Source organism: Pseudomonas sp. C9-3, assembly GCF_032392015.1.
GTDB classification, from domain to species: Bacteria; Pseudomonadota; Gammaproteobacteria; order Pseudomonadales; family Pseudomonadaceae; genus Pseudomonas; species Pseudomonas nitroreducens.
Genome location: NZ_CP135919.1, coordinates 2,984,122 through 3,004,645 on the forward strand (window position 1 = coordinate 2,984,122; position 20,524 = coordinate 3,004,645).

Here is a 20,524-nt window from a genome sequence, read left to right on the forward strand (position 1 = left end):
AGCCTCAAGGGCGCCGTCGCGCGGGTACCGGAAGGGCCCTGCGCAACGGCCGGACTGGTTTTGTCGCGCAGGTAGGTTCGATCATGTGCCGCCTTCATTTTCTTCCGCTGTTATTGCTCGCGCTCTGGGCACCCTCTTCCATCGCCGCTGAGCTGGGCACATCCACCGATGAGAAAGCCCAGGCCGCCGTGACCAAGGGCGAAGTCCTGGAACAACAGGTCGCCCACCCCGCTACCGCGGTAACCACCGCAGCCCCCATCACCAAGGCCGAAGTGAAAGCCGTCGACCCCGCCGGCAAGGCACCGCTGGACGACGCCGTCGTCTGCCTGTCGCGGACCATTTACTGGGAAGCCAAAGGTGGCGGCCGCGCCGACATGGAGGCGGTGGCCAATGTGGTGCTCAACCGCATGGGCCACGGTGGCTTCCCCGACACCGTGTGTGGCGTGGTCAAGCAGGGCCAGGAGCAGAAACACTGCCAGTTTTCCTGGTGGTGCGACGGCCGCTCCGATCAGGTGGAGGAAAAGAACCGCTACGACATCGCCAAGGAAATCGCCCGCAAGGCGCTGAACCAGCAACTGGGCGACCGCACGCGCGGCGCGATGTACTTCCACGACCGCCACGTCTCGCCGTCCTGGGCGAAGGAATACATCCGCACGGCCGAGACAGACGAGTTCGTCTTCTACAAGCCGCGCGGCGGCGATGCGCGTTAGCTGACGGCGCTGCTGCCGTCGCGCTGGGCGTCCATCCAGCGCACCAGGGCCTCGCCGAACTCCGGCGGGGCCTTGCGCCCGACGCGGCGTGCGAGATCGAGCACGGTGTGCTGGGCCAGCGCCTCTTCCATACGCTTCTGCGCGGTCAGCATGACGGCGTGGATCGAGCAGGTACCGCAGGTCGCCCATTCCGGCGGCGAACCTTCGAACACCGCGCAGCGGCCGCGGATGTCGCGGCACTCGAAAATCTGCTTGTCGCCATCGATGGCCCTGACGATGTCCAGCACGGTGATTTCGTCCGCCGGCCGCGCCAGGCGGAAACCACCGCGCACACCTTCAGTGGCCGCTACCAGCCCAGCCTTGGCCAGTTTGGTGAAGACCTTGGCCAGCAATTCCTGGGGCACACCCTGCAACTCCGCCAGCGCTCGCACGCTGGAGTCACGGCTGTCGCCCTTCTCATCCGTCAGGAAGAGCAGGCAGTGAATGCCGTACTCCACCCCTGCGCTGTATAAAGCCATCACAAACTCCGACTAAGTTAGTCGTATTATTCTCAAGCTAAAGCCTGCGCCCGGCAAGCACTTAAGCATGCAACCAGACGAATTGTAACCCGCAGAGCAGGGCTTGCAGCACTTCAAAGCGTTCAGCGAATAAACAGAAGCAGAGCTACCGCCTCCGCCCCAGGTGTGACGAATGGTCGGAGTTTGGGGTAAAAATCAGTTGCGCCGAATAACTACGACAAATATAGTCGTAGTTATCCGAGGCGAGCCGGGAAGCGAACCGCTCCGATATCAGGCACTCGGGAACCCTACAACCTGGATTCATCCTTTTCGTCGGAGAGACCATGAAACAACGCATCCTGATCGTCGGCACCGGTTTCGCGGGTATGTGGAGCGCCCTGAGCGCCACGCGTCTGCTCGACCTGCACCAGCGCGGCGACATCGAAGTCGCTGTACTTGCCCCGCAGGCCGAACTGCGCATCCGCCCGCGCTTCTACGAGCCGAACGTGCACCAGATGGCCGCGCCGCTGGGCGACCTGTTCGGCGCCGTGGGCGTGACCTTCATCCAGGGCAGCGCCGAGCAGATCGACGTCGACGGGCGCCAGCTGGATTACCGCGATGCCAGCGGTGAGATCGCCACCCTGGGCTTCGACCGCCTGATCCTCGCCAGCGGCAGCAAGGTCGCCCGCCCCGCCCTGCCGGGCATCGAACACGCCTTCGACGTCGACGACATCGACCAGGCCGTGCGCCTTGAAACGCATATCCGCTCGCTGAACCAACTGCCGGAATCCGCAGCGCGCAACACCGTGGTCGTCGCCGGCGGCGGCTTCACCGGCATCGAGACAGCCGCTGAAATGCCCGCGCGCCTGCGAGAAGTACTGGGCGCGGACGCCAAGGTACGGGTGATCGTGGTCGATCGCGGCGCCGAGATCGGCGGTGCGCTGGGCGTCACGTCGCAATCCGTGGTGGCCGAAGCCTCCGCCGAGCTGGGCGTGGAATGGCGCCTGAAGGCCTCGGTGGAATCCATCGACGAAAACGGCGTCACGCTCTCCAGCGGCGAGCGCATCGAGGCGAAGACCGTGATCTGGACCGCCGGCGTGCGCGCCAGTTCGCTGACCGAACAGGTCGCCGGCGAACGTGATCGCCAGGGCCGCCTGCACGTGGACCGCAACCTCCAGGTGATTGGCCAGGACGCCGTGTTCGCCACCGGCGACGTCGCCTACGCCGCCGTGGACAACGCCGGCAACTACGCGCTGATGACCTGCCAGCACGCCATCGCCCTGGGCCGCTCGGCCGGCAACAACGCTGCCGCCGACCTGCTGGGCGTAGCGCCCATCCCCTACAGCCAGGAGAAGTACGTCACCTGCCTGGACCTGGGCGCCTGGGGCGCGCTGTTCACCGAAGGCTGGGACCGCCAGGTGCGCTTCCAGCGCGAAGAAGGCAAGAAGATCAAGACCGAGATCAACACCGTGTGGATCTACCCGCCGGCCGCTGATCGCACCACCGCGCTGGCGGCAGCCGATCCGATGATCCCTGTCGTGGCCTGACGCGCGGAGCAGAAGCCCCGGTTGGCGCGAGCCTTCCGGGGCTTTTTCGCAGGCGCACTCAACCACACACCTGGCCGCCGAAGATGGGCGTTCCTGGGCTTCGCCATGCCGCGGCGGATGAAAAAAACCGCACTCCCGATGCCCTTCCGCGATCCATTACGGAAGAGCCTTCGAGGAGCCGCCATGAGCACACCGCCGGAGCTGCCGGACCTTCCTCCCGACCTGCACTACGTCGACGATCGCCTGCCGGGCATCAGCCGGCGTCGCCTGCGCGGGCGCTTCGCCTACTTCGACCCGGGCGGCGAACGCATCCGCGTGGAAGCAGAGATCGAGCGCATCAACCGCCTGGCGATTCCGCCGGCATATATCGATGTGTGGATCTGCATCGACCCCCTCGGCCACCTGCAGGCGACCGGGCGCGACATGCGCGGCCGCAAGCAGTACCGTTACCACCCGCGCTGGACCGAGGTTCGCGACAGCGCCAAGTACGAGCGCCTGCTGCGCTTCGGGGAAAGCCTGCCAGCGCTGCGCAGGCGCATCGAGCGGGACCTGGCGCTGCCCGGCCTGGGAGCGGAAAAAGTCATGGCGACCGTGGTCGAACTGCTCGATCGCACCCTGATCCGCATCGGCAACGAACGCTACCGCAAGGAGAACCGCTCCTTCGGCCTCACCACGCTGAACAACCGTCATGTCGAAGTCCGCGGCACACGCATCCGCTTCGCCTTTCGTGGCAAGAGCGGCATCCGCCACAGCGTGGACATCGAGCACCCACGCCTGGCGCGCATCCTCCGGCGCTGCCTGGAGCTGCCCGGGCAACAGCTGTTCCAGTACCTGGACGCAGAGCGCCAGCGGCACATGATCGACTCCCGCGACATCAACACCTACCTGCGCGAGCACGCCGGCGAGGAGTTCACCGCCAAGGACTACCGCACCTGGGCCGGTACCACCCTGGCCCTGGAGCACTGCCGCAGGACCCGCTGGGAAGACGAGAAGAGCGCCAACCGCCAACTCAAGGCGATCATCCAGCAAGTAGCGGACGAGCTTGGCAATACCCCGGCGATCTGCCGCAAATGCTACATACACCCACGGGTGATCGAAGCCTTCCTAGCCGGTGAACTCAACGGGCTGCGCAAATCGCGCAAGCGGCAGAACCTGAGCGCCGAGGAAGCCACCCTGCTGGCGTTCCTGTCTCGCCCGCCGTCATGACAGGTCCCCGGAAGAACCTTCACACACTCACGACAGCAAGATTGTTCAAGCCAGGCAGCGCGTTTCTCTGCCACCCTGAAGGCACTTATCTGCCTGCAAGAAACGTTCATGTCCCAAGATCAGCTTCCTTCACGTGCCTTCCTCAAGGGCGCCATCGACATCATGCCGCTGTCGCTCGCGGTGCTGCCCTGGGGCCTGCTTGCCGGCTCCCTGGCCATCGACGCCGGGCTTTCGCCACTGCATGGCCAGGGCCTGTCTGCCATTGTCTTCGCCGGCGCCGCGCAACTGGTGGCCATCGGCATGCTCAAGGGCGGCGCCGGGTTCATCTCGATCATGATCACCACCCTGCTGCTGACCTCGCAGCACCTGCTCTACGGAATGACCCTGCGCCCGGCGATCTCCGGCCTGCCGGGACGCTGGCGCGCGGGCCTGGGCTTCCTGCTCACCGATGAATTCTTCGCCCTGACCAGCGGCCACGACCGCGAGACCTTCAACCGCTGGTACGCCCTGGGCGTGGGGTTGACGTTCTATATCGCCTGGAACCTCTTCACCCTGGCCGGCGTGCTGGTGGGCAGCAGCATTCCGGGGCTGGAACACCTGGGCCTGGACTTCTCCATTGCCGCGACCTTCGTCGCGCTGATCGCGCCGGTGGTGAAGAACATACCTACCGTGGTCTGCGTCGCCGTCTCGCTGTTCTGCTCGGTGCTCTTCAGCTACTGGCAGGTCGGCTCGGCGCTGGTGCTTTCCGGGCTGGCGGGGATGTTCGCCGGCTTTATCTGCCAGAAACTCTCGGGGGTGCGCGCATGATGGTCTGGGCAGTGATTTTCGGCATGGGCCTGATCGTGTTCTTCAACCGCTACGTGTTCCTCGAACCGCGCCTGCCGATCCGCCTGAGCAGCAACGTGCGGCAGTTCCTCGGCTTCGCCGTGCCGGGCATGCTCACCGCAATCTGCGGCCCCATCGTGTTCCTCCCCGAGCACCAGTTGAACCTGAGCGTGGACAATCCCTACCTGCTCGGCGCCATCGTCGCCGTGGCGCTGGTGCTGTGGACGCGCAACGTGCTGCTCAGCGTGATCCTCAGCATGGGCGCGTTCTACCTGCTGCGCTGGTGGCTGTGACCGACGCCGGGCTTCATCCCGCCGCGCCCCGCCCGTAGTACGCCAGCACCAACTGCACCAGTGCTTCCTCGATGCCCTCCCGCCGTTCCGGGGCCAGGGCGCCGGGGTCGTCCAGCAGGGCACGCAGCACACCGCCCACGGCATGGGCGAGGACGAATACCTCGGCCTCGTCGAGCTTGCGCAACTGCTGGTCGTGGTCGATCAGGCCGTGGGTCACCAGGTGGGTCATGACGCTGCCGCGCAAGGCTGGCAGCGGGCTGCCGCCGCCGCGCGTCATCAGGTAGTGCATCAGCGCCTTGTGCGCGCCGGTGCGCCCGCCATAGGCGCTGACGGCGGCGTGAATCACTGCGCGGATGCGCTCGCCGGGCGTCTCCGGCGGGCGGCCGGTGAGCGCGCCCATGATGCCGGCGGCCAACGCTGCCAGTTCGCGCCGGGCCAGCTCGTCGAGGATGCGGTCCTTGTTGGGGAAGTACTGGTACAACGAGCCGACGCTGACCCCGGCCAGTTCCGCCACGTGGTTGGTGGTGAAACCCTCCAGACCATGGCGCTCCAGGATGCGCCGCGACGCCTCCAATATGAGCTCGACCTTCTCCAGCGCCCGCGCCTGCCGCGGCAGACGACGGCTATCTGGCTGATTTTCCGCTGTTTTTCGGTTCACCTGGGGCCACCGGGAAAGCGAGTACAGCAAGCGTTGCGTCCTACCTATCATGGCAGCCACATCGAGACCGGCAAGTCGAGCGGATGAACCGCAGCGGCCGGCGCAGGAGACCCGCCATGAGCCACAAGAGCCATACCGCCCCACTGGACGACGACATCTGCGTGCACATCTTCGCCGCGTCCGGCGCCATGGTCGGCGTATGCCTGACAGTAGTGGGCATCCTGCGCATCATCGTCGGCCAGCACCGCGTGGACCTGATCGGCCAGGACATGCTCGCGCTGAACACGGTGATCTACCTGGCGACCACCCTCACCGCTTACTTCGGCCTGCGGACCCGCAAGCTGCAACGCAATCACCGTCTCGAACGCGTCGCCGACACCCTGTTCCTGGTGGGGCTGAGCATCACCACCCTGACCACCGCCTTCATCGCCTGCGCCATGTCCTGCTGCTGAAACTCCGATTGAATTCCGGCACCGCTATGTAGAAATATATATGCCGATTAGCCTGTCGTTCAGAGGAAAGGACATGAACACCGCCGTGTACGCCAAGGAAGCCGTCGGCGCGAATTACGCGCTGGAGTCGATGCAATACGCCCAGGCCCGCACCTGGGAAGCCGTGAACGCCATCGCCGCGCAGATGCGCCCCGGCATGACCGAACTGGAGGCCGTCGCCATCGGCAAGCAGGTGCTCGCCGACCTGGGCATGGAGCGCATCTGGCACCCGCTGTTGATCCGCTTCGGCGCCAACACCCTGAAGACCTTCAAGCAGCGCTCCGAGGGCAACCCGGTGCTGGGCGAGAACGACATCTTCTTCATCGACATGGGCGTGGTCTGGCGCGGCCATGAAGGCGATGCCGGCGCCACCTTCGTCACCGGCAACGATCCGGAGATGGCCGCCTGCGCGGCAGCGGCGAAAACCCTGTTCGAGCGCGTCGAGGCGCGCTGGCGCGAGACCGGCTGCAGCGGCGTGGCGCTGTACGACTTCGCCCATGAACAGGCCGGGGAACTGGGCTGGCTGCTCAACCTGGACATCAAGGGCCACCGCGTCAGCGACTTCCCGCACGCCATCTACCGCGCCGGCGATCTGGGCGATTACGCCGAGCACCCGAGCGGTGGCCTGTGGATCCTGGAAATCCAGCTCGCCCACCCGAGCAAGGCCTACGGCGCCTTCTACGAAGACCTGCTGGCCTGACGCGGAGCACAAGCCATGAGCGAGACCGTACTGCTGTTCTCCTACGGCACCCTGCAGGACAAGGCCGTGCAACTGGCCAGCTTCGGCCGCGAGCTGCACGGGCATGTCGACGCCCTGGTGGGGTTCCGCCAGGACTGGGTGGAAATCACCGACCCTGCCGTACTCGCCACCAGCGGCAAGACCCACCACCCCATCGTCCAATACAGCGGAGCGGATGCCGACCGGGTAACCGGGACAGTGTTCGAGATCACCCCGCACGAGCTGCTGGCGGCAGATGCATACGAGGTATCGGACTACCAGCGGGTCAACGTGCAATTGCAGTCCGGCCTCCAGGCGTGGGTCTATATCAAGGCCTGAGCTGACGCTGTGGTGGAAACTGCATAGCGTTTCCTGACATTCTGGTCAGGTTTTTACGACCTACCGGAGAGCAACAATGAAAGTCAGTGCACGCAACGTCTTCCACGGCAAAGTACGCGAAGTACGCGCCGGCGCAGTGAACAGCGAAGTCGTCCTCGAACTGGCCGGCGGCGAAACCCTGGTGGCCGTGGTCACCGTGGAAAGCGTCAACAGCCTGAAGCTGGCCGCCGGCGCCGAAGCCGTCGCCCTGGTCAAGGCGCCCTGGGTCGTGCTGATGACCGAAGCCAGCGACTTCCGCCTGTCGGCGCGCAACTGCCTGCACGGCAAGGTCGTCAGCGTCACCGACGGCGCCGTCAACGCCGAGGTGGTGATCGAGCTGGCCGGCGGCACCCAGGTCTACTCGATCGTCACCCGCGACGCCGTGGAAGACCTGCGCCTGGTGCCGGGCGCCAGTGCCACCGCGGTCATCAAGGCGTCCCACGTCATTCTCGGCGTGCCGGCCTGACCGATCCTCGCGGAGCGCCACCCGACGCTCCCTGGCACTGGCCGGTCTCTTGACCGGCCCGTGCTTTCCCACCCCACCGTCCGCAACGAAACAGAAAGTCATCAAAAGCGGTTTGGCGCGTCGCCGACATAGCCGCTAGGCTCGCCGGAAAGCAGCCGGAGAAGGCCTTCAAAGAACATCAAAAAGCAATGTAACTGCTTGTTATGTTTAACAATTAATTCACATTTCGGTTTCTAACTTGGCGCCTTCGACCGATCGGACAAGCCCATGTGGAAGCTCACGATATTCCTTGCGGCGCTGGGCAGCGCCAACCTCGCCTTCGCCGACGCCCAATGCACCCGCGCCGACAGATCCACCTGGCAACAGGAGTCGATCTTCCGTTCGGCCATGAAGCAGCAGGGCTATCGCATCACCAAGTTCCGCGTGACGCCGGGCAACTGCTACGAGATCTACGCCTTCGACCGCAGCAGCGACCGGGTCGAGTTGTATTTCCATCCCGTCACCTTTGCCCTGGTGAAGGCTGAACCGGTGCTCCGGCGATGAAGGCTGCCGCCCTCAAACCTGCGCTGGGCCTGCTGGTCGTCGCCGTCTTCGGCTTCGCCTGGTACCAGGCGCCATCCTTCGAGGTGGCCGACTTCGCCGCCAGCGCCAATGCGCCCGCTGCGGCCCAAGCGCCGGTTCTGACCCGACGCTTCGCCTCCTCCGATACCCGCGACTTCGTGCATTCCGCCTCGCTCGCCACATTGCCGGGCGGGGCGCTGATGGCGGTATGGTTCGCCGGCACCCGCGAAGGCTCGGCCGATGTGCAGATCCGTGCCGCGCAGTTCGATGCGCGCGCCCGGCAATGGTTGCCCGAGCGCGTGCTGGCCACGCGGATCGGCACCGAACAGGCGGTGCAGAAGAATATCCGCAAGCTCGGCAACCCGGTCATCGCCCTGTCGCCGGACAACCGCCTCTGGCTGTTCTACGTTTCCGTCTCGGTTGGCGGCTGGGCCGGCAGCGCGATCAACGCCATGCACTCGGACGACCTGGGGCTGACCTGGAGCCAGCCGCGCCAACTGGTCACCACGCCCTTCCTCAACCTCAGCACCCTGGTACGCGGCGCGCCGGTGTTCCACCGCGACGGCTCCATCGGCCTGCCGGTGTACCACGAGTTCATGGGAAAGTTCGCCGAGTACCTCTACCTGAACCGCGACGGCGAGGTGCTCGACAAATTCCGCATCAGCAAGGGCAAGCACTCGCTGCAACCTACCGTGGTGGCGCAGGACGGTCGGCAGGCCATCGCCCTGCTGCGCTATGCGGGCGAAGAGCACCACCGCGTGCTCGCCAGCCGCACCACGGATGCCGGGCAAACCTGGAGCGAGCCGCAGCCGGTGGAGCCGAGCAACCCCAATTCGTCATTGGCCGCCGTGGGCCGCGCCAACGACCACCTGCTGGTGGCGATGAACGACCTGGAGGACGGCCGCTTCCGCCTCACGCTCTACGAAACCGACACGCAACTGCGCAACTGGAGGCTGGTCTCGCAGATCGACGAGTCTCCCGACCCCTGGGGCGACCCGGTGGCGCCGGAAGTCTTCCGCGCCCTGATCGGGGAAACCTGGGACGCCGTGGGCGCGCCGCAGCGGCCGGCGCTGGAGCAGAACTTCCTCGCCAGCGTCAGCCAGCGCATGTGCGAATCCGGCCAGTGCCGATTCGAGTACGAGTACCCCTACTTCGCCCGTGATGCGGCCGGTGTCTACCACCTGGTCTATTCGTGGAACGACACCTTCATCAAGCACGTCAGCTTCACCGACGCCTGGGTCGAGGGCAAAAAATGATGTTCGGTCTCTGGCAGGCGCACCTCGCGCTCGCTCTCTTCCTGTTCCTGCTGACGGCCCCCTTCGGCACGGCGCCGCGCTGGCAAGCACTGAGGCTCGCGCTTGCCGTCGGGCTGACCTTCGTCCCCGTCGACGGCCTGTCACTGGCCATGGTGGTGCGCAGCTTCACCCATGACCTGTCCACCAGCCTGCTGGTGCTGCTGGCGGGCTTCACCCTGATGCGCTTCGGCGTTGTGACCATCCGTGCCAGGCACCAGCACGACCTGCTGCTGGCCATGTCGATACTGGCGCTGGTGCTCTACCCGGCGTCCCTGGGCCTGAGCTATCTCGACCCGTTTCGCTGGGGCTACGAGCCCGGCTGGCTGCTGCTGGCGATGGCGCTGCTGACCCTTGGCTTCCTGCTCACGGGCAATGGCCTGGGCGCGGCGACGCTGCTGATCGCAACGCTGGCCTACGCATTGCGAGGCGACGGTTCCGGCAACTACTGGAACTACCTGATCGACCCGTTGCTGGCGCTCTACGCCTGGCTCTTCTGCCTCAACTGGGCGGTGCGCGCCGCTATACGCCGGCTGCGAGCATTGCGCCCCAGTGCTGGCACCGCTCGCCACACCAGGGATCTGGCCGAGGTCGATCGATGAGTTGGATTCACTCCAGGCGCCTGCATTATCTGGCCGCCGTCATTGCCGTACTGTTCGCGCTGTTTGCCCTGCTGCGCGGGGTTTTCCTGGTCGGGTTTTCCGGTCTTTCCTGGCCGGCCCTGGTAGAGAACGAGGACATTGCCCGAACCCTTGGAATCGGCCTGCGCTTCGACCTGCGCCTGGCGCTGCTGGTCACCCTGCCGCTGATGCTGCTGGCCTGGCTGCCACGCCTGAACCTCTTGCGCAGTCGCGCTACGCGCTACCTCGCCCGCGCCTATCTGGCGTTTGTCGTGGGCTTGCTGTTGCTGGTCTACATCGTCGATTTCGGCCATTACGCGTACCTGGGCGTGCGCATCAACGCCACGGTGCTGCGCTTCATCGAAGATGCGCAGATCTCCACCGGCATGGTCTGGCAGACCTACCCGGTGGTGACTATCGGCCTCGGCTGGCTGGCGCTCCTGACGCTGACGGTCGCCGCACTCTGGCAAGTGGAGCGCAGGACACTGCAGCGCCCGGCCACGCCGATTTCGCGCGGGTCCGTCGCCGCCGGCTCCGCGGTAGTGACGGTGCTGGTGTTCCTCGGCCTGCTCGGCCGAGTCGACAACCTCAACCTGGAGAACCCGGTGCCGCTGCGCTGGAGTGACGCCTTCCACAGCGGCGATGCCCAAATCTCGGCGCTCGGGCTGAACCCGGTGATCTTCCTCTACGACACCCTGCGCGTCGATGCCGTCGCCTTCGACGAAGACCAGGCGCGCCAGCATTACCCGCTGATAGCGAACTACCTGGGCATCCAGGCCGCCGACGCGCAGGCCCTGGACTACCGCCGGCAACAGCCGGCGCAACCCACGGCACTGGCTGCCGGGCGCCAGCCCAACGTGGTCTTCGTCATGCTGGAGTCCCTGGGTACCAGCGCCGTCGGCGCCTACGGCAATCCGCTCGATCCAACGCCAAACCTCGATCGGATCGCCCGCGAAGGCTGGTTCTTCCGGCATTTCTACGTACCGGTGACCGGCACCGCGAAGACCGTCTGGGCCAGCATCACCGGGGTACCCGACGTGACCCGCGAACAGACCGCCACGCGCAACCCGCTGATCTCGCGCCAGCACAGCCTGATCAACGCGCTGGACGGCTACGAGAAGTTCTACATGATCGGCGGCAACGCCGGCTGGGCGAACATCAATGCGCTGATCCAGCGCAGCATCGACGGCGTGCAGCTCTACGAAGAGCGCCACTGGCAATCGCCGCTGGTGGACGTCTGGGGCATTTCCGACCTGGATTTCTTCAGGGAAGGCACCGCGGTACTGCGCCAACTGCCCGAGGGCCAGCCGTTCTTCGCCTACCTGCAGACTTCCGGTAACCACCGGCCCTTCACCATCCCGCGGGACAACGACGGCTTCCAGCCCCTCGATCTGCCGTTGGAGAAAGTCCAGGCCGCCGGCTCGCGCAGCCTGGAGCAGTTCAACGCGGTGCGCCTGCTGGACTTCAACATCGGCAAGCTGCTGGAAATGGCCGAGCGCGACGGCTACCTCGACAATACGATCTTCGTGTTCTTCGGCGACCACAACACCCGCATCAGCCAGATACCGCACATGGCCCCAGGCTTCGAGCAACTGGGCCTGGAGAGCAACAACGTGCCGCTGATGATCTACGCACCGGGCCTGCTGAAACCGCGCGTATTCGACGAGGCGGTGGGCCTGGCGGACCTGCTGCCCACGGTGCTCGGGCTGCTCGGCAAGCCCTATGTCAACGGCGGCATGGGCCGCGACCTGCAGCAGGTCGCGGCGGAAGGCGAACGCGTGGTACCGCTGGTACTGCGCGAAGGCACCTTCCCGATCATCGGCGGCGTGACCCGGCGCTTCCTCCTGCAGATGCAGCACGACGGCAGCTCACCGACGCTGCACGACATCTACTCGCCGACGCCCATGGAGAACGTCGCGCCGCAACACCCGGAGGAATTCCAGCGCCTCACCGCGCTGACCCGCGCCATGCACGAGACCTCGCGGGTGATGCTGTACCGCAATGTGCGCGAGTGAAGCCGAACGGCAAGACGCAGGGCGGATCACGCTGCGCATTATTCGCCCTGCGTACAGGTGTATGTGAGGGTTCAACGTGATGAAAAAAGGGCCGCTTCATGCGGCCCTTTTTCTTGCAGGCGAAAAGCTGGGATCGTCGATTCAGACCGACGACAGGTGCTCATAGAGAATGGTGGCACCGACCAGCATCAGCACCACACCGCCAATGATCTCGGCGCGCTTGCCGACCACGGCGCCGAGCACCCGGCCGAGCATGGTGCCGATGGTCACCATGGTCATGGTGGCGAGGCCGATGGCAGCGGCGGCGACCCAGATGTTCACATCGACGAAGGCCAGGCCCACACCGACCGCCAGGGCGTCGATGCTGGTGGCCACGGCGGTCACTGCCAGTACCCAGAAGGAATGCTGCGAGGGCTTCTCCTCCTCGGCTTCATCATCGTGGCGCACGCCGTTGTAGATCATGTGCAGGCCCAGCACGAGCAAGAGGCCGAAGGCGATCCAGTGGTCCCACTCGGTGACGTAGCTGCTGGCGGCCTGGCCGAGGAACCAGCCGATCAGCGGGGTGATGGCTTCGATCACGCCGAAGATCAAACCCGTGCGCAATGCTTCGACGAGACGCGGCTTGTGCAGGCTCGAGCCCTTGCCGATGGCGGCGGCGAAGGCGTCGGTGGACATGGCGAAGGCCAGGAAGATGAGCGAGATGGGATTCACGGATAACTCCAGCCGGGCACGAGACAACGACAAGACACTGCGAGCCCGGCGTGAGCGCAGTCATGTCGTTGGTCTCGCCAATCCGGACGGATGCACTGGCCACGGCAGGTTGCCGATCATGTTGACCAGGGCGACTTCACGCGGGTGGTGAAGCCAGGCTACTCCCCAAAGAGGCGGCGATCTTAACAGGAGTTCGTGAAGAAAGCGTCACGTCGGTCGGGCGAACGTGCGCCTCGCAACCTGCCGTTACTCATTAGCCGAACGGCATGAATTCGTAAGCAAGGCTTCATGATCGATGGTTAATTGATCAGCCCCTGCGCCAACCGAAGCCCCTTCAATTTCGGCTGCAGGCCGCTGCTCATAGGGCTTTCCGCTCAGCCGCCAATCTTCGGTGTGCGCACTGCCTCGCCCACCGATCAGCGATTCGATCATTTCCAGCAGTTTTCCTCATGGGTTCATCCGCCGCCCCGTCAGTAGACTGTGGCCACTCGCGAGCAATCACCTGTCAGAAGTCCACTACCCGAGAATCCCTTCATGAAACTGCTCACTGCCAGTGCCCTCACCCTTGCCGCCCTGCTCGCCAGCCAGGCGTCCATGGCCGAAGAATCTGCCCTGATGACCAACCGCCTGACCGAGGCCAACTACCAGGCCCTGCAGGCCGCTCGCGCCAAGGCCGACGCCGAGCAGCAGACCGCGCAGAACGCCCAGCCGGACACCGAGAAAAAGGCCGGGCAGGACAAGCACTGCTGATAGCGCTGCACACCGGGAGCGCGCCGTCGCTCCCGGTTCCTCCCCCGGCAAACTCGTCACCTTTTGTAGAACCATGGGGAACGCGTGGGCCTTGCTCGCAAACCGCATCCCGTGACCGACCCCATAAGCCTCTATACCCTGCGCCTGCCCTGAACGCCTTCGTAGGGCGCATAACGCCTGGGCGTTATTCGCCGAAGTGGCGGATAACCCGTTCCGGGTTATACGCCCTACTCGCTGATCCAAGTGGCAGCGCCGTAGAGCGGCTCGTGCATCTTGCAGGCTCCCACCGCATCGACAGCAGCTCTGCTCGCAACAGGGCAATCCGCTGCCCGCCACACCGGTTCCCTGGCATCATTCCGGCAATCCGCCCATAAACATCAGCCTTCATTGATGTCAGCTCAATCAAATATGAATTTTTCCTGATGCGGCAGCACCCTACTCTGGCCACGCGCTGCACTGACAGCGCCAGCTACTCAGCCGTCCTTTAGAGACGCGGGTTCTCGATAACAACTCCAACTGCCCCGAGGATCTCCCATGCGCCCCGTCATGCCTGGCCGTGAATCCCCTATTTCCCTGAACACCGGAGGCCGGCATGTCTGACCTTCGCAGCCCTGTCGCATCCCATAGCAACGGCGACGAAAGCCTGCTCGCCAGCCACGGCTACCGCCAGGAACTGGACCGCGGGTTGAACCTGTGGTCGTCGTTCTCCGTCGGCTTCGCCACCATCTCCCCGGTCGTCGGCATCTACTCGGTGATGTCCCTGGGCGCCATGAGCGTCGGGCCGTCCTGGGTATGGGTCGTGCCCCTGTGCCTGCTCCTGCAACTGACTGTGGCGTTGGTGTACGCCGAGTTGTCTTCGCAGTTCCCGCTGGCCGGCGGCTGCTACCAGTGGGTACGGCGGCTGATCGGTGACCGCGCGGCCTGGTTCACCGGCTTCCTCTACCTCGCCTCCGCCCTCGCCTCGCTGACCACCGTCGCCTACCTCGGCGGCTTCTGGCTCGGCCTGCTGCTGACCGGCGAGCCGCCGTCGGCCAACGCACAGGTACTCTGCGGCGCGGCGCTCCTGGCCCTTGGGTTAGCGGTCAACCTGCTGGGCATCAACCCGCTGAAGTACTTCGTCAACGCCGGCATCTTCGCCGAGGCCATCGCCTCCATCGGCATCGGCGTGCTGTTGCTGCTGTTCTTCCGCAACCACTCCTTCGAGATGCTGTTCAGCAGCCTGAATGCCCTGGAAGTCTCCGGCGGCACCTACTGGAGCGGTTTCCTTACCGCGCTGGCCGTGGGCGGCTGGGCCTTCCTCGGCTTCGATGCCTGCTCGCAGATTTCCGAGGAAACCACCGACGCCCGCGTCTCCACGCCCCGCGCCATCCTGCGTTCGATGCTAGTGGTCGGGCTGACGGTGATGCTCACCGCCTTCGCCGTCACCCTGTCGTACAAGGACCCGGCCGCCGTGGTCAGCGGGCAGATCATCGACCCGGTGACCCCGGCCGTGGTGGACGCCTTCGGCGCCTGGGCCGAGCAGCCGTTCGTGGCCATCGTGCTGGTCGCCTTCGTCGCGTGCGTGGTCTCGGTGCAGACCTACATCGGCCGCGCCATCTTCGGCATGGCCCGCGATGAAATCCTTCCCGGCTCCGCCCTGCTGCGCCGCGTCGACAAGCGCAAGGTACCGATGGCCGCGATGGTCTGCAGCACCCTGCTGGCCAGCCTGGGCCTGGCCCTGGGGCTGAACGCCACGGCGGTCGGCACGCTGATCGCCTTCGGCAGCGGCGGCTTCTTCTTCGTCTTCCTGATCGTCGCCGCCAGCGCGCTGTATGCACGCCTGACCGGCCGCTGGGACCCGGACAAGGGCGCGCTGAGGCTCGGCCGCAAGGGCCTGCTGGTCAACGTCATCGCCGTGGTCTGGCTGGTGTTCGAGGCGATCAACGTGGCCTGGCCGCGGGAGATGCTCGCCCCGCCCGGCGCGCCCTGGTTCCAGGTCTGGGCGGTAGTCGTGGTGTTCTCCGCTCTCGCCCTGTTCGGCCTGGCCTACCTGTTCATCGCCAAGCCGCACCGCCGCATCGCCACCAGCCTGAGCTTCGCCGGCCGCGCCGTCGGCTGAGCGCTCACCTGAACGCCTGGCGCCGGGCCTGTCCGGCGCCCCGTTTCCCACATCCTCCCGCCGCTGGTTTTGCACGAGCCGGCACGGGCAGGCCATGCCTGAAATCCGGAGCTTGTCATGTCCACCCTGAACTACTGGAACTACCCCACGGAAATCCTCTGCGGCGTCGGCGCCCTCGATCAGTTGGCCGAACGCTGCCGCCTGGCCGGCATGCGCAAGCCGCTGCTGGTCACCGACCCCGGCATGCTCGAACTGCTGCCGCTGCACGAAGTGCGGCGCCGTCTGGAAGCGGCCGGCATCGACTACGCGCTGTTCCACGGTTTCTCCAGCAACCCCGCGCTGGAAGAAGTCAGCGCCGGCGCCGGCGTTCTGGCCGAAGGCGGCCACGACTCGCTGATCGCCCTGGGCGGCGGCAGCGCGCTGGACGCAGCCAAGGGCATCGCCCTGCTCAGCCGGGATGCGAACGGCCTGCACAATTTCGAATGGTCGCAACTGATCGAACGCTACCCGACCCTGGGTGATCACCCCGCCCTCGATCTGCCGCCGCTGATCGCCATTCCCACTACCGCCGGCACCGGCTCCGAACTGGGCCGCGAGGCGGTGCTGACCGATACTGCGCGCGGCATCAAGATAGTCGTCGGCCACCGCGAGTTGCTGGCCCGCTCGGTGATTCTCGACCCGGTACTGACCGTCGGCCTGCCGAAGTCGCTCACCGCCGCCACCGGCATGGACGCCCTGACCCATCACCTGGAGTCGCTGTTCTCGCCGCTCTACCACCCGATGTCCGCCGGCGTCGCCATCGAAGGCGTACGCCTGGTGAAGGAGCACCTGCAACGCGCCGTGCACAACGGCACCGACCTCGCCGCGCGCGAAGGCATGCTGGTGGCTTCGGCCAGTGCGGCAGTCGCCTTCCAGAAGGGGCTCGGCGGTGTGCACGCGCTGGCCCACCCACTGGGTGCCAAGCACCACAAGCACCACGGCCTGCTCAACGCCGTGCTGCTGCCATACCTGCTGGTGGCCAACCGCCCGGCCATCGAAGCCGACGCCACGCGTCTGGCGCGCTACCTGGAACTGCCGGAGGCGAGCTTCGAAGGCCTGCTGGGCTGGGTGCTGGAACTGCGTTCGGCGGTGGGCATTCCGCATACGCTCAGGGAGCTGGGCCTGGACGGCGAAGATGCGCAATGGGTCGGCGAACAGGCGGTGGCGGATATCTCCTCCTCCGAGACCAACGCCCTGCCGCTGCAGGCCGAGGACTACTCGCGCATCTACCTCGACGCGGTCAACGGCGTGCTCGCCTGAGGGCTAGCCGAGGCCGTGCACGCTCAGCAGGTCCTCGATGAAGGCACGGGCGGCCTCGCTGCGCGGCCGCCCGGCGTAGGTGATCATGCTGTGGGTCACCTCGTAGCAGAGCTGCTCCGGCAGCAGTGGATTCATCCGCCCGCGCTCGACCCAGATGTTCGCGTAGTGGGTCGGTAGATAGCCCAGGTGCGTACCGGCCAGCACCGAATGCGCCACCGCCTCCATGTGATGCGCGGTGGCGCTGCTGCGTTCGGGGCGGAACGGCAATTCCTGGTCCGCCGGCAGGAAACCATGGCGCACCCAGTTGTACTCGGCGATCTGCTCCAGTGTCGGCTCGTGCGCCGCGAACAGCGGGTGGCGCTCGCCGCAGAACACGCCGATCTCTTCTGTGTACAGCGGCAGGTAATCCAGGGTCGGGCGCGCGCGGCTGAAGTAGGAAATCGCCAGGTCCAACTGGCCGTCGATCACCGCCAGCTCCAACTCGGTGGGCGAATTCACGTAGAGGTTCAGCTGCACGTCCTGCTCGCGACCGTGGAAGGCCGCCAGGGTCTCGTCGAAGCGCGCCTGCGGCAGGGTCGTGACGTTGTCCGCCAGCCCCAGGTACAGCTCGCCCACCAGCTTGCCCGAGAGCGCCTGCGCCTGGTCGCGGAACAGGCCGATGGCGTCGAACATCGCCTGGGACGCCTCGAGAATCCGCTGCCCTTTCGCGGTCAGGCGGAAGCCGCCCTTGCCACGTTCGCACAGCCGATAGCCCAGGCGCTTCTCCAGGCTGCCGATGTGCATGCTGATGTTCGACTGGCTCATGTTCAGCTCGGCCTGCGCCGCGGTGAAGCCGCCGCACTTCACCACGGAGGCGAAGATGCGCAGCAGGCGCAGATCGAGGTCGGTGAAATTCCTGAGCATGGGCGGCGTCCGTCGCTGGGCGGGCGGCTAGTCTACTGCACGGGGCACGGCCAGTCCCGCTGGTGCGATCCGATGGAATCCCTGGCGCGCCCGCGAGTCCCTGCTCAGGTAGTCCTGATGGAGAAAAGCCATGCTGCTCGAAGGTTCCTGCCACTGTGGCGCCGTGCACTTCAGCCTGCACAGTGCCCATCCCTACCCTTACCAGCGCTGCTACTGCTCGATCTGCCGCAAGACCCAGGGCGGCGGCGGTTACGCGATCAACCTCGGTGGCGACTCCGCCAGCCTCAAAGTGCGCGGGCGCAAGCACATCAGCATCTACCACGCGAAGCTCCGCGAGGAAGGCCAGCGCACGCGTACCAGTGGCGCCGAACGGCACTTCTGCAGCCTGTGCGGCAGCGGCCTGTGGCTGTACGACGCGCGATGGCCGGAACTGATCCACCCCTTCGCCTCCGCCATCGACACCCCGCTGCCCGTGCCACCTGAACACACCCACCTGCTGCTGCGCTCGAAGGCGAGCTGGGTCGAAGTGCAGGCCACGCCGCATGACCTGCAATTCGACGATTACCCGCAGGAGTCTATCGCCCAGTGGCACCAGCGGCTGGGCCTGGAAAAGTAAGGATCACGCCCGCCAGAAAGGTTTCGCGATCTCCAGTACCACCTGGCGCCGCGTCAGGCCGATGTCCTCGATCAGGTGCGGATTGGCGCTGGCCATCACGGCGAGTTGCTGGCGAAGCCGGGCGCGGGCCTGCCAGAGCGCCAGCAGTTCGAGCACGGCCGACAGGCTGAAGTGCCGCGGCGGAGCTTCCGACAGCAGCAGGCGGGGAGTATCGTTCATGACAGCCTCCATGGACTCGGACCTCATGGGTCAAGCATGGAGAGCGCCCGGCAAGCCGTCCTTAAGTGGCGCCAAACACTTCCAAAAACTTGCAAAGGGGGCGGCATGCAGCAATCGCGTCTGGCTTTCGGTCCCTTCGTGCTCGATGGCGCCAATGGCACGCTCAAGCGCAACGACGTTCCCGTGGCCGTCGGATTCCGTGCGCTGAACCTGTTGAGCGCCCTGCTCCAGCGGCCGGGTGAAATCCTCGGCAAGGCCGAGCTGATGGACGCCGCCTGGCCGGACCTGGTGGTCGAGGAAGGCAACCTCACGGTGCAGATCGCCCAACTGCGCAAGGTGCTGGGCGAGGCCCCCGACGGCAGCCCCTGGATCACCACGGTGCCCCGCGTCGGCTACCGCTTCAGCGCAAGCGTGGAGCGCCTGGCCGAGGCGCCGCGTGCGTCGCTGTCGTTGCCGGACGAGCCTTCGATTGCCGTATTGCCCTTCGTCAACGGCAGCCCCGACGCCGAGCAGGAGTATTTCGTCGATGGCCTGACCGAGGACCTGACCACCGAGCTGTCGAGGGTTTCCGGCCTGTTCGTGATCGCCCGCACCTCGGCCTTCGCCTACAAGGGCAAGGCCATGGACGTGCGCGAGATCGCCCGCCAACTGGGCGTGCGCTACCTGCTCCAGGGCAGCGCACGCCGCGCCGATGCCCGTGTGCGGATCAACGCCCAGCTGGTGGATGCGCTCAGTGGCGAGCAGCTCTGGGCAGAGCGCTTCGACCGCGAACTGGAGGCCGTCTTCGCCGTGCAGGACGAGGTCGCCGGGCACATCGTCCAGGCCCTGCTCGGCCATCTGCGCACACCCCTGCCGCGCAATCGCCCGAGGAACATCGAGGCCTACGAACTGTGCGTACGCGCCCGCCAGCTGATGGACGACTCGCCGCTGGCCGCGCGCGAAGCACACCTGATGCTCAGCCGTGCCATCGCCCTCGATCCGCAGTACGCGGAAGCGCGCCGCTGGCTGGCGATGAACCACTGGATGGGCTGGATACACAGCGGCGGCCCCACCCAGGCTGAGCGCGACACGGCACTGCAGCGGGCGCGCGAAGCCGTGGCCATCGACCCCAATGACGCCGGCTGCCGCTGGAGCCTGGCCTACCTGCTGACGTACGAACGGCAGTACACCGAAGCCGACCGGGAGTTCCAGCGCGCCATCGAGCTCGACCCGAACGATGCGGACGCCTGGGCGGCGCTGTCCGACGTCACGGTACTGGCCGGGCGCATCGACGAAGGCCTGGAGCACATCCGCCGGGCCTTTCGCCTCAACCCCTTCCCCGCCGGCTGGTACTACCTGACCCTCGGCCAGGCGCAGTACGCCGCGCGCGATTACCAGGGCGCCATCCAGACCCTGCGCCGCGACGAAACCTACCGCAGCAGCTCGCGGCGCTTCCTCGCCGCCAGCCTCGCGCAACTCGGCCGGCTGGACGAGGCTCGCGCGGAAACCGAATTCTTCCTGGTGGGCAATCCGAACTTCACCATCCGCCACTGGGTGGAGACCGAACCCCTGCGTGACGCGGCAGTGCGCGAGCACTTCGTCGAAGGCTTCCGCAAGGCGGGCCTGCCCGACTGAGCACTGCGCCGACTGCGCACAAGGCAGCCGGCGCGGT

The 20,524-nt window shown here is 66.0% G+C and carries 24 protein-coding genes; 18 read left to right on the forward strand and 6 right to left on the reverse strand.

From position 1 onward, the window contains the following. The first annotated feature begins 83 nt into the window (after positions 1 to 83). On the forward strand, positions 84 to 710 hold the full coding sequence (locus tag RS899_RS13275) for a cell wall hydrolase (RefSeq protein WP_233297659.1): 627 nt from the start codon (positions 84 to 86) through the stop codon (positions 708 to 710). Here the strand turns inward: RS899_RS13275 and RS899_RS13280 are convergent. Further along, the gene (locus RS899_RS13280) at positions 707 to 1,228 is read right to left on the reverse strand and encodes an RrF2 family transcriptional regulator (protein WP_054907116.1); all 522 of its coding nucleotides are present in this window, start codon (positions 1,226 to 1,228) and stop codon (positions 707 to 709) included. The genes RS899_RS13275 and RS899_RS13280 overlap by 4 nt on opposite strands. Positions 1,229 to 1,551: 323 nt before the next feature. On the opposite strand from RS899_RS13280, the gene RS899_RS13285 reads away from it, so the two are divergent. The 4 genes from RS899_RS13285 to RS899_RS13300 all read left to right on the forward strand — a co-directional run bounded on the left by RS899_RS13285 (position 1,552) and on the right by RS899_RS13300 (position 5,078). After that, positions 1,552 to 2,754: an NAD(P)/FAD-dependent oxidoreductase gene (locus RS899_RS13285; RefSeq protein ID WP_315810175.1), complete on the forward strand. Its 1,203-nt coding sequence runs from the start codon at positions 1,552 to 1,554 to the stop codon at positions 2,752 to 2,754. Between the two features lie 183 nt (positions 2,755 to 2,937). Continuing rightward, entirely contained in the window at positions 2,938 to 3,960 is a 1,023-nt protein-coding gene (locus tag RS899_RS13290; protein WP_054907118.1) for a DNA topoisomerase IB, read from the forward strand. Positions 3,961 to 4,068: 108 nt separating this feature from the next. Beyond that, positions 4,069 to 4,767: an AzlC family ABC transporter permease gene (locus tag RS899_RS13295; RefSeq protein ID WP_315810176.1), complete on the forward strand. Its 699-nt coding sequence runs from the start codon at positions 4,069 to 4,071 to the stop codon at positions 4,765 to 4,767. Beyond that, positions 4,764 to 5,078, forward strand: coding sequence for an AzlD domain-containing protein (locus RS899_RS13300; RefSeq protein WP_315810177.1), 315 nt, complete (start codon positions 4,764 to 4,766; stop codon positions 5,076 to 5,078). The genes RS899_RS13295 and RS899_RS13300 overlap by 4 nt, the downstream gene beginning before the upstream one ends. A 13-nt stretch (positions 5,079 to 5,091) precedes the next feature. Here RS899_RS13300 and RS899_RS13305 read toward each other — a convergent pair whose 3' ends face one another. Then, complete coding sequence (locus tag RS899_RS13305) at positions 5,092 to 5,736, reverse strand: TetR/AcrR family transcriptional regulator (RefSeq protein WP_315810178.1); 645 nt, start codon at positions 5,734 to 5,736, stop codon at positions 5,092 to 5,094. Positions 5,737 to 5,852: 116 nt separating this feature from the next. On the opposite strand from RS899_RS13305, the gene RS899_RS13310 reads away from it, so the two are divergent. The 8 genes from RS899_RS13310 to RS899_RS13345 all read left to right on the forward strand — a co-directional run bounded on the left by RS899_RS13310 (position 5,853) and on the right by RS899_RS13345 (position 12,277). Then, the gene (locus RS899_RS13310) at positions 5,853 to 6,188 is read left to right on the forward strand and encodes a hypothetical protein (RefSeq protein WP_037008997.1); all 336 of its coding nucleotides are present in this window, start codon (positions 5,853 to 5,855) and stop codon (positions 6,186 to 6,188) included. 73 nt (positions 6,189 to 6,261) lie between these two features. Further along, a complete protein-coding gene (locus RS899_RS13315; RefSeq protein ID WP_233297665.1) occupies positions 6,262 to 6,927 on the forward strand; it encodes a M24 family metallopeptidase in 666 nt (221 codons plus the stop codon). 15 nt (positions 6,928 to 6,942) lie between these two features. Continuing rightward, a complete protein-coding gene (locus RS899_RS13320) occupies positions 6,943 to 7,284 on the forward strand; it encodes a gamma-glutamylcyclotransferase family protein (protein ID WP_315810179.1) in 342 nt (113 codons plus the stop codon). Between the two features lie 76 nt (positions 7,285 to 7,360). Beyond that, a complete protein-coding gene (locus tag RS899_RS13325) occupies positions 7,361 to 7,789 on the forward strand; it encodes a TOBE domain-containing protein (protein ID WP_054907124.1) in 429 nt (142 codons plus the stop codon). A 267-nt stretch (positions 7,790 to 8,056) separates the two neighbouring features. Further along, positions 8,057 to 8,332, forward strand: coding sequence for a PepSY domain-containing protein (locus RS899_RS13330; RefSeq protein WP_233297668.1), 276 nt, complete (start codon positions 8,057 to 8,059; stop codon positions 8,330 to 8,332). Next, the gene (locus RS899_RS13335) at positions 8,329 to 9,606 is read left to right on the forward strand and encodes a sialidase family protein (protein WP_315810180.1); all 1,278 of its coding nucleotides are present in this window, start codon (positions 8,329 to 8,331) and stop codon (positions 9,604 to 9,606) included. The genes RS899_RS13330 and RS899_RS13335 overlap by 4 nt, the downstream gene beginning before the upstream one ends. Continuing rightward, positions 9,603 to 10,244, forward strand: coding sequence for a hypothetical protein (locus RS899_RS13340; RefSeq protein ID WP_315810181.1), 642 nt, complete (start codon positions 9,603 to 9,605; stop codon positions 10,242 to 10,244). The genes RS899_RS13335 and RS899_RS13340 overlap by 4 nt, the downstream gene beginning before the upstream one ends. Then, positions 10,241 to 12,277 carry an LTA synthase family protein gene (locus RS899_RS13345; RefSeq protein ID WP_315810182.1) on the forward strand — a complete coding sequence of 679 codons (2,037 nt, stop codon included), beginning with the start codon at positions 10,241 to 10,243 and terminating at the stop codon, positions 12,275 to 12,277. Before RS899_RS13340 ends, RS899_RS13345 begins: the two co-directional genes overlap by 4 nt. Before the next feature lie 141 nt (positions 12,278 to 12,418). On the opposite strand, the gene mntP is transcribed toward RS899_RS13345, so the two are convergent. After that, positions 12,419 to 12,988, reverse strand: coding sequence for a manganese efflux pump MntP (gene mntP, locus RS899_RS13350; protein WP_054907129.1), 570 nt, complete (start codon positions 12,986 to 12,988; stop codon positions 12,419 to 12,421). Between the two features lie 246 nt (positions 12,989 to 13,234). Next, positions 13,235 to 13,420, reverse strand: a complete 186-nt coding sequence (locus RS899_RS13355) for a hypothetical protein (RefSeq protein WP_233297672.1) — start codon at positions 13,418 to 13,420, stop codon at positions 13,235 to 13,237. Positions 13,421 to 13,522: 102 nt separating this feature from the next. Here RS899_RS13355 and RS899_RS13360 point away from each other — a divergent pair, with 102 nt between their 5' ends. From RS899_RS13360 to RS899_RS13370, 3 genes are all read left to right on the forward strand, one after another. Continuing rightward, positions 13,523 to 13,738 carry a hypothetical protein gene (locus RS899_RS13360; protein ID WP_054907130.1) on the forward strand — a complete coding sequence of 72 codons (216 nt, stop codon included), beginning with the start codon at positions 13,523 to 13,525 and terminating at the stop codon, positions 13,736 to 13,738. Positions 13,739 to 14,330: 592 nt separating this feature from the next. Further along, positions 14,331 to 15,836, forward strand: coding sequence for an APC family permease (locus RS899_RS13365; protein ID WP_054907131.1), 1,506 nt, complete (start codon positions 14,331 to 14,333; stop codon positions 15,834 to 15,836). A gap of 117 nt (positions 15,837 to 15,953) precedes the next feature. Continuing rightward, positions 15,954 to 17,135 (forward strand): iron-containing alcohol dehydrogenase, encoded by a 1,182-nt coding sequence (locus tag RS899_RS13370; protein ID WP_315810183.1) that lies wholly within the window; start codon positions 15,954 to 15,956, stop codon positions 17,133 to 17,135. A 3-nt stretch (positions 17,136 to 17,138) separates the two neighbouring features. On the opposite strand, the gene RS899_RS13375 is transcribed toward RS899_RS13370, so the two are convergent. Next, positions 17,139 to 18,038, reverse strand: coding sequence for a LysR family transcriptional regulator (locus tag RS899_RS13375; RefSeq protein ID WP_315810184.1), 900 nt, complete (start codon positions 18,036 to 18,038; stop codon positions 17,139 to 17,141). Between the two features lie 130 nt (positions 18,039 to 18,168). Between RS899_RS13375 and RS899_RS13380 the strand changes: the two genes are divergently transcribed. Continuing rightward, positions 18,169 to 18,654, forward strand: a complete 486-nt coding sequence (locus RS899_RS13380) for a GFA family protein (RefSeq protein ID WP_315810185.1) — start codon at positions 18,169 to 18,171, stop codon at positions 18,652 to 18,654. A 3-nt stretch (positions 18,655 to 18,657) separates the two neighbouring features. Here the strand turns inward: RS899_RS13380 and RS899_RS13385 are convergent, their stop codons facing one another. Next, a complete protein-coding gene (locus RS899_RS13385; RefSeq protein WP_315810186.1) occupies positions 18,658 to 18,873 on the reverse strand; it encodes a hypothetical protein in 216 nt (71 codons plus the stop codon). 105 nt (positions 18,874 to 18,978) lie between these two features. Between RS899_RS13385 and RS899_RS13390 the strand changes: the two genes are divergently transcribed. After that, on the forward strand, positions 18,979 to 20,487 hold the full coding sequence (locus RS899_RS13390) for a winged helix-turn-helix domain-containing tetratricopeptide repeat protein (RefSeq protein WP_315810187.1): 1,509 nt from the start codon (positions 18,979 to 18,981) through the stop codon (positions 20,485 to 20,487). The last annotated feature ends 37 nt before the right edge of the window (positions 20,488 to 20,524 follow it).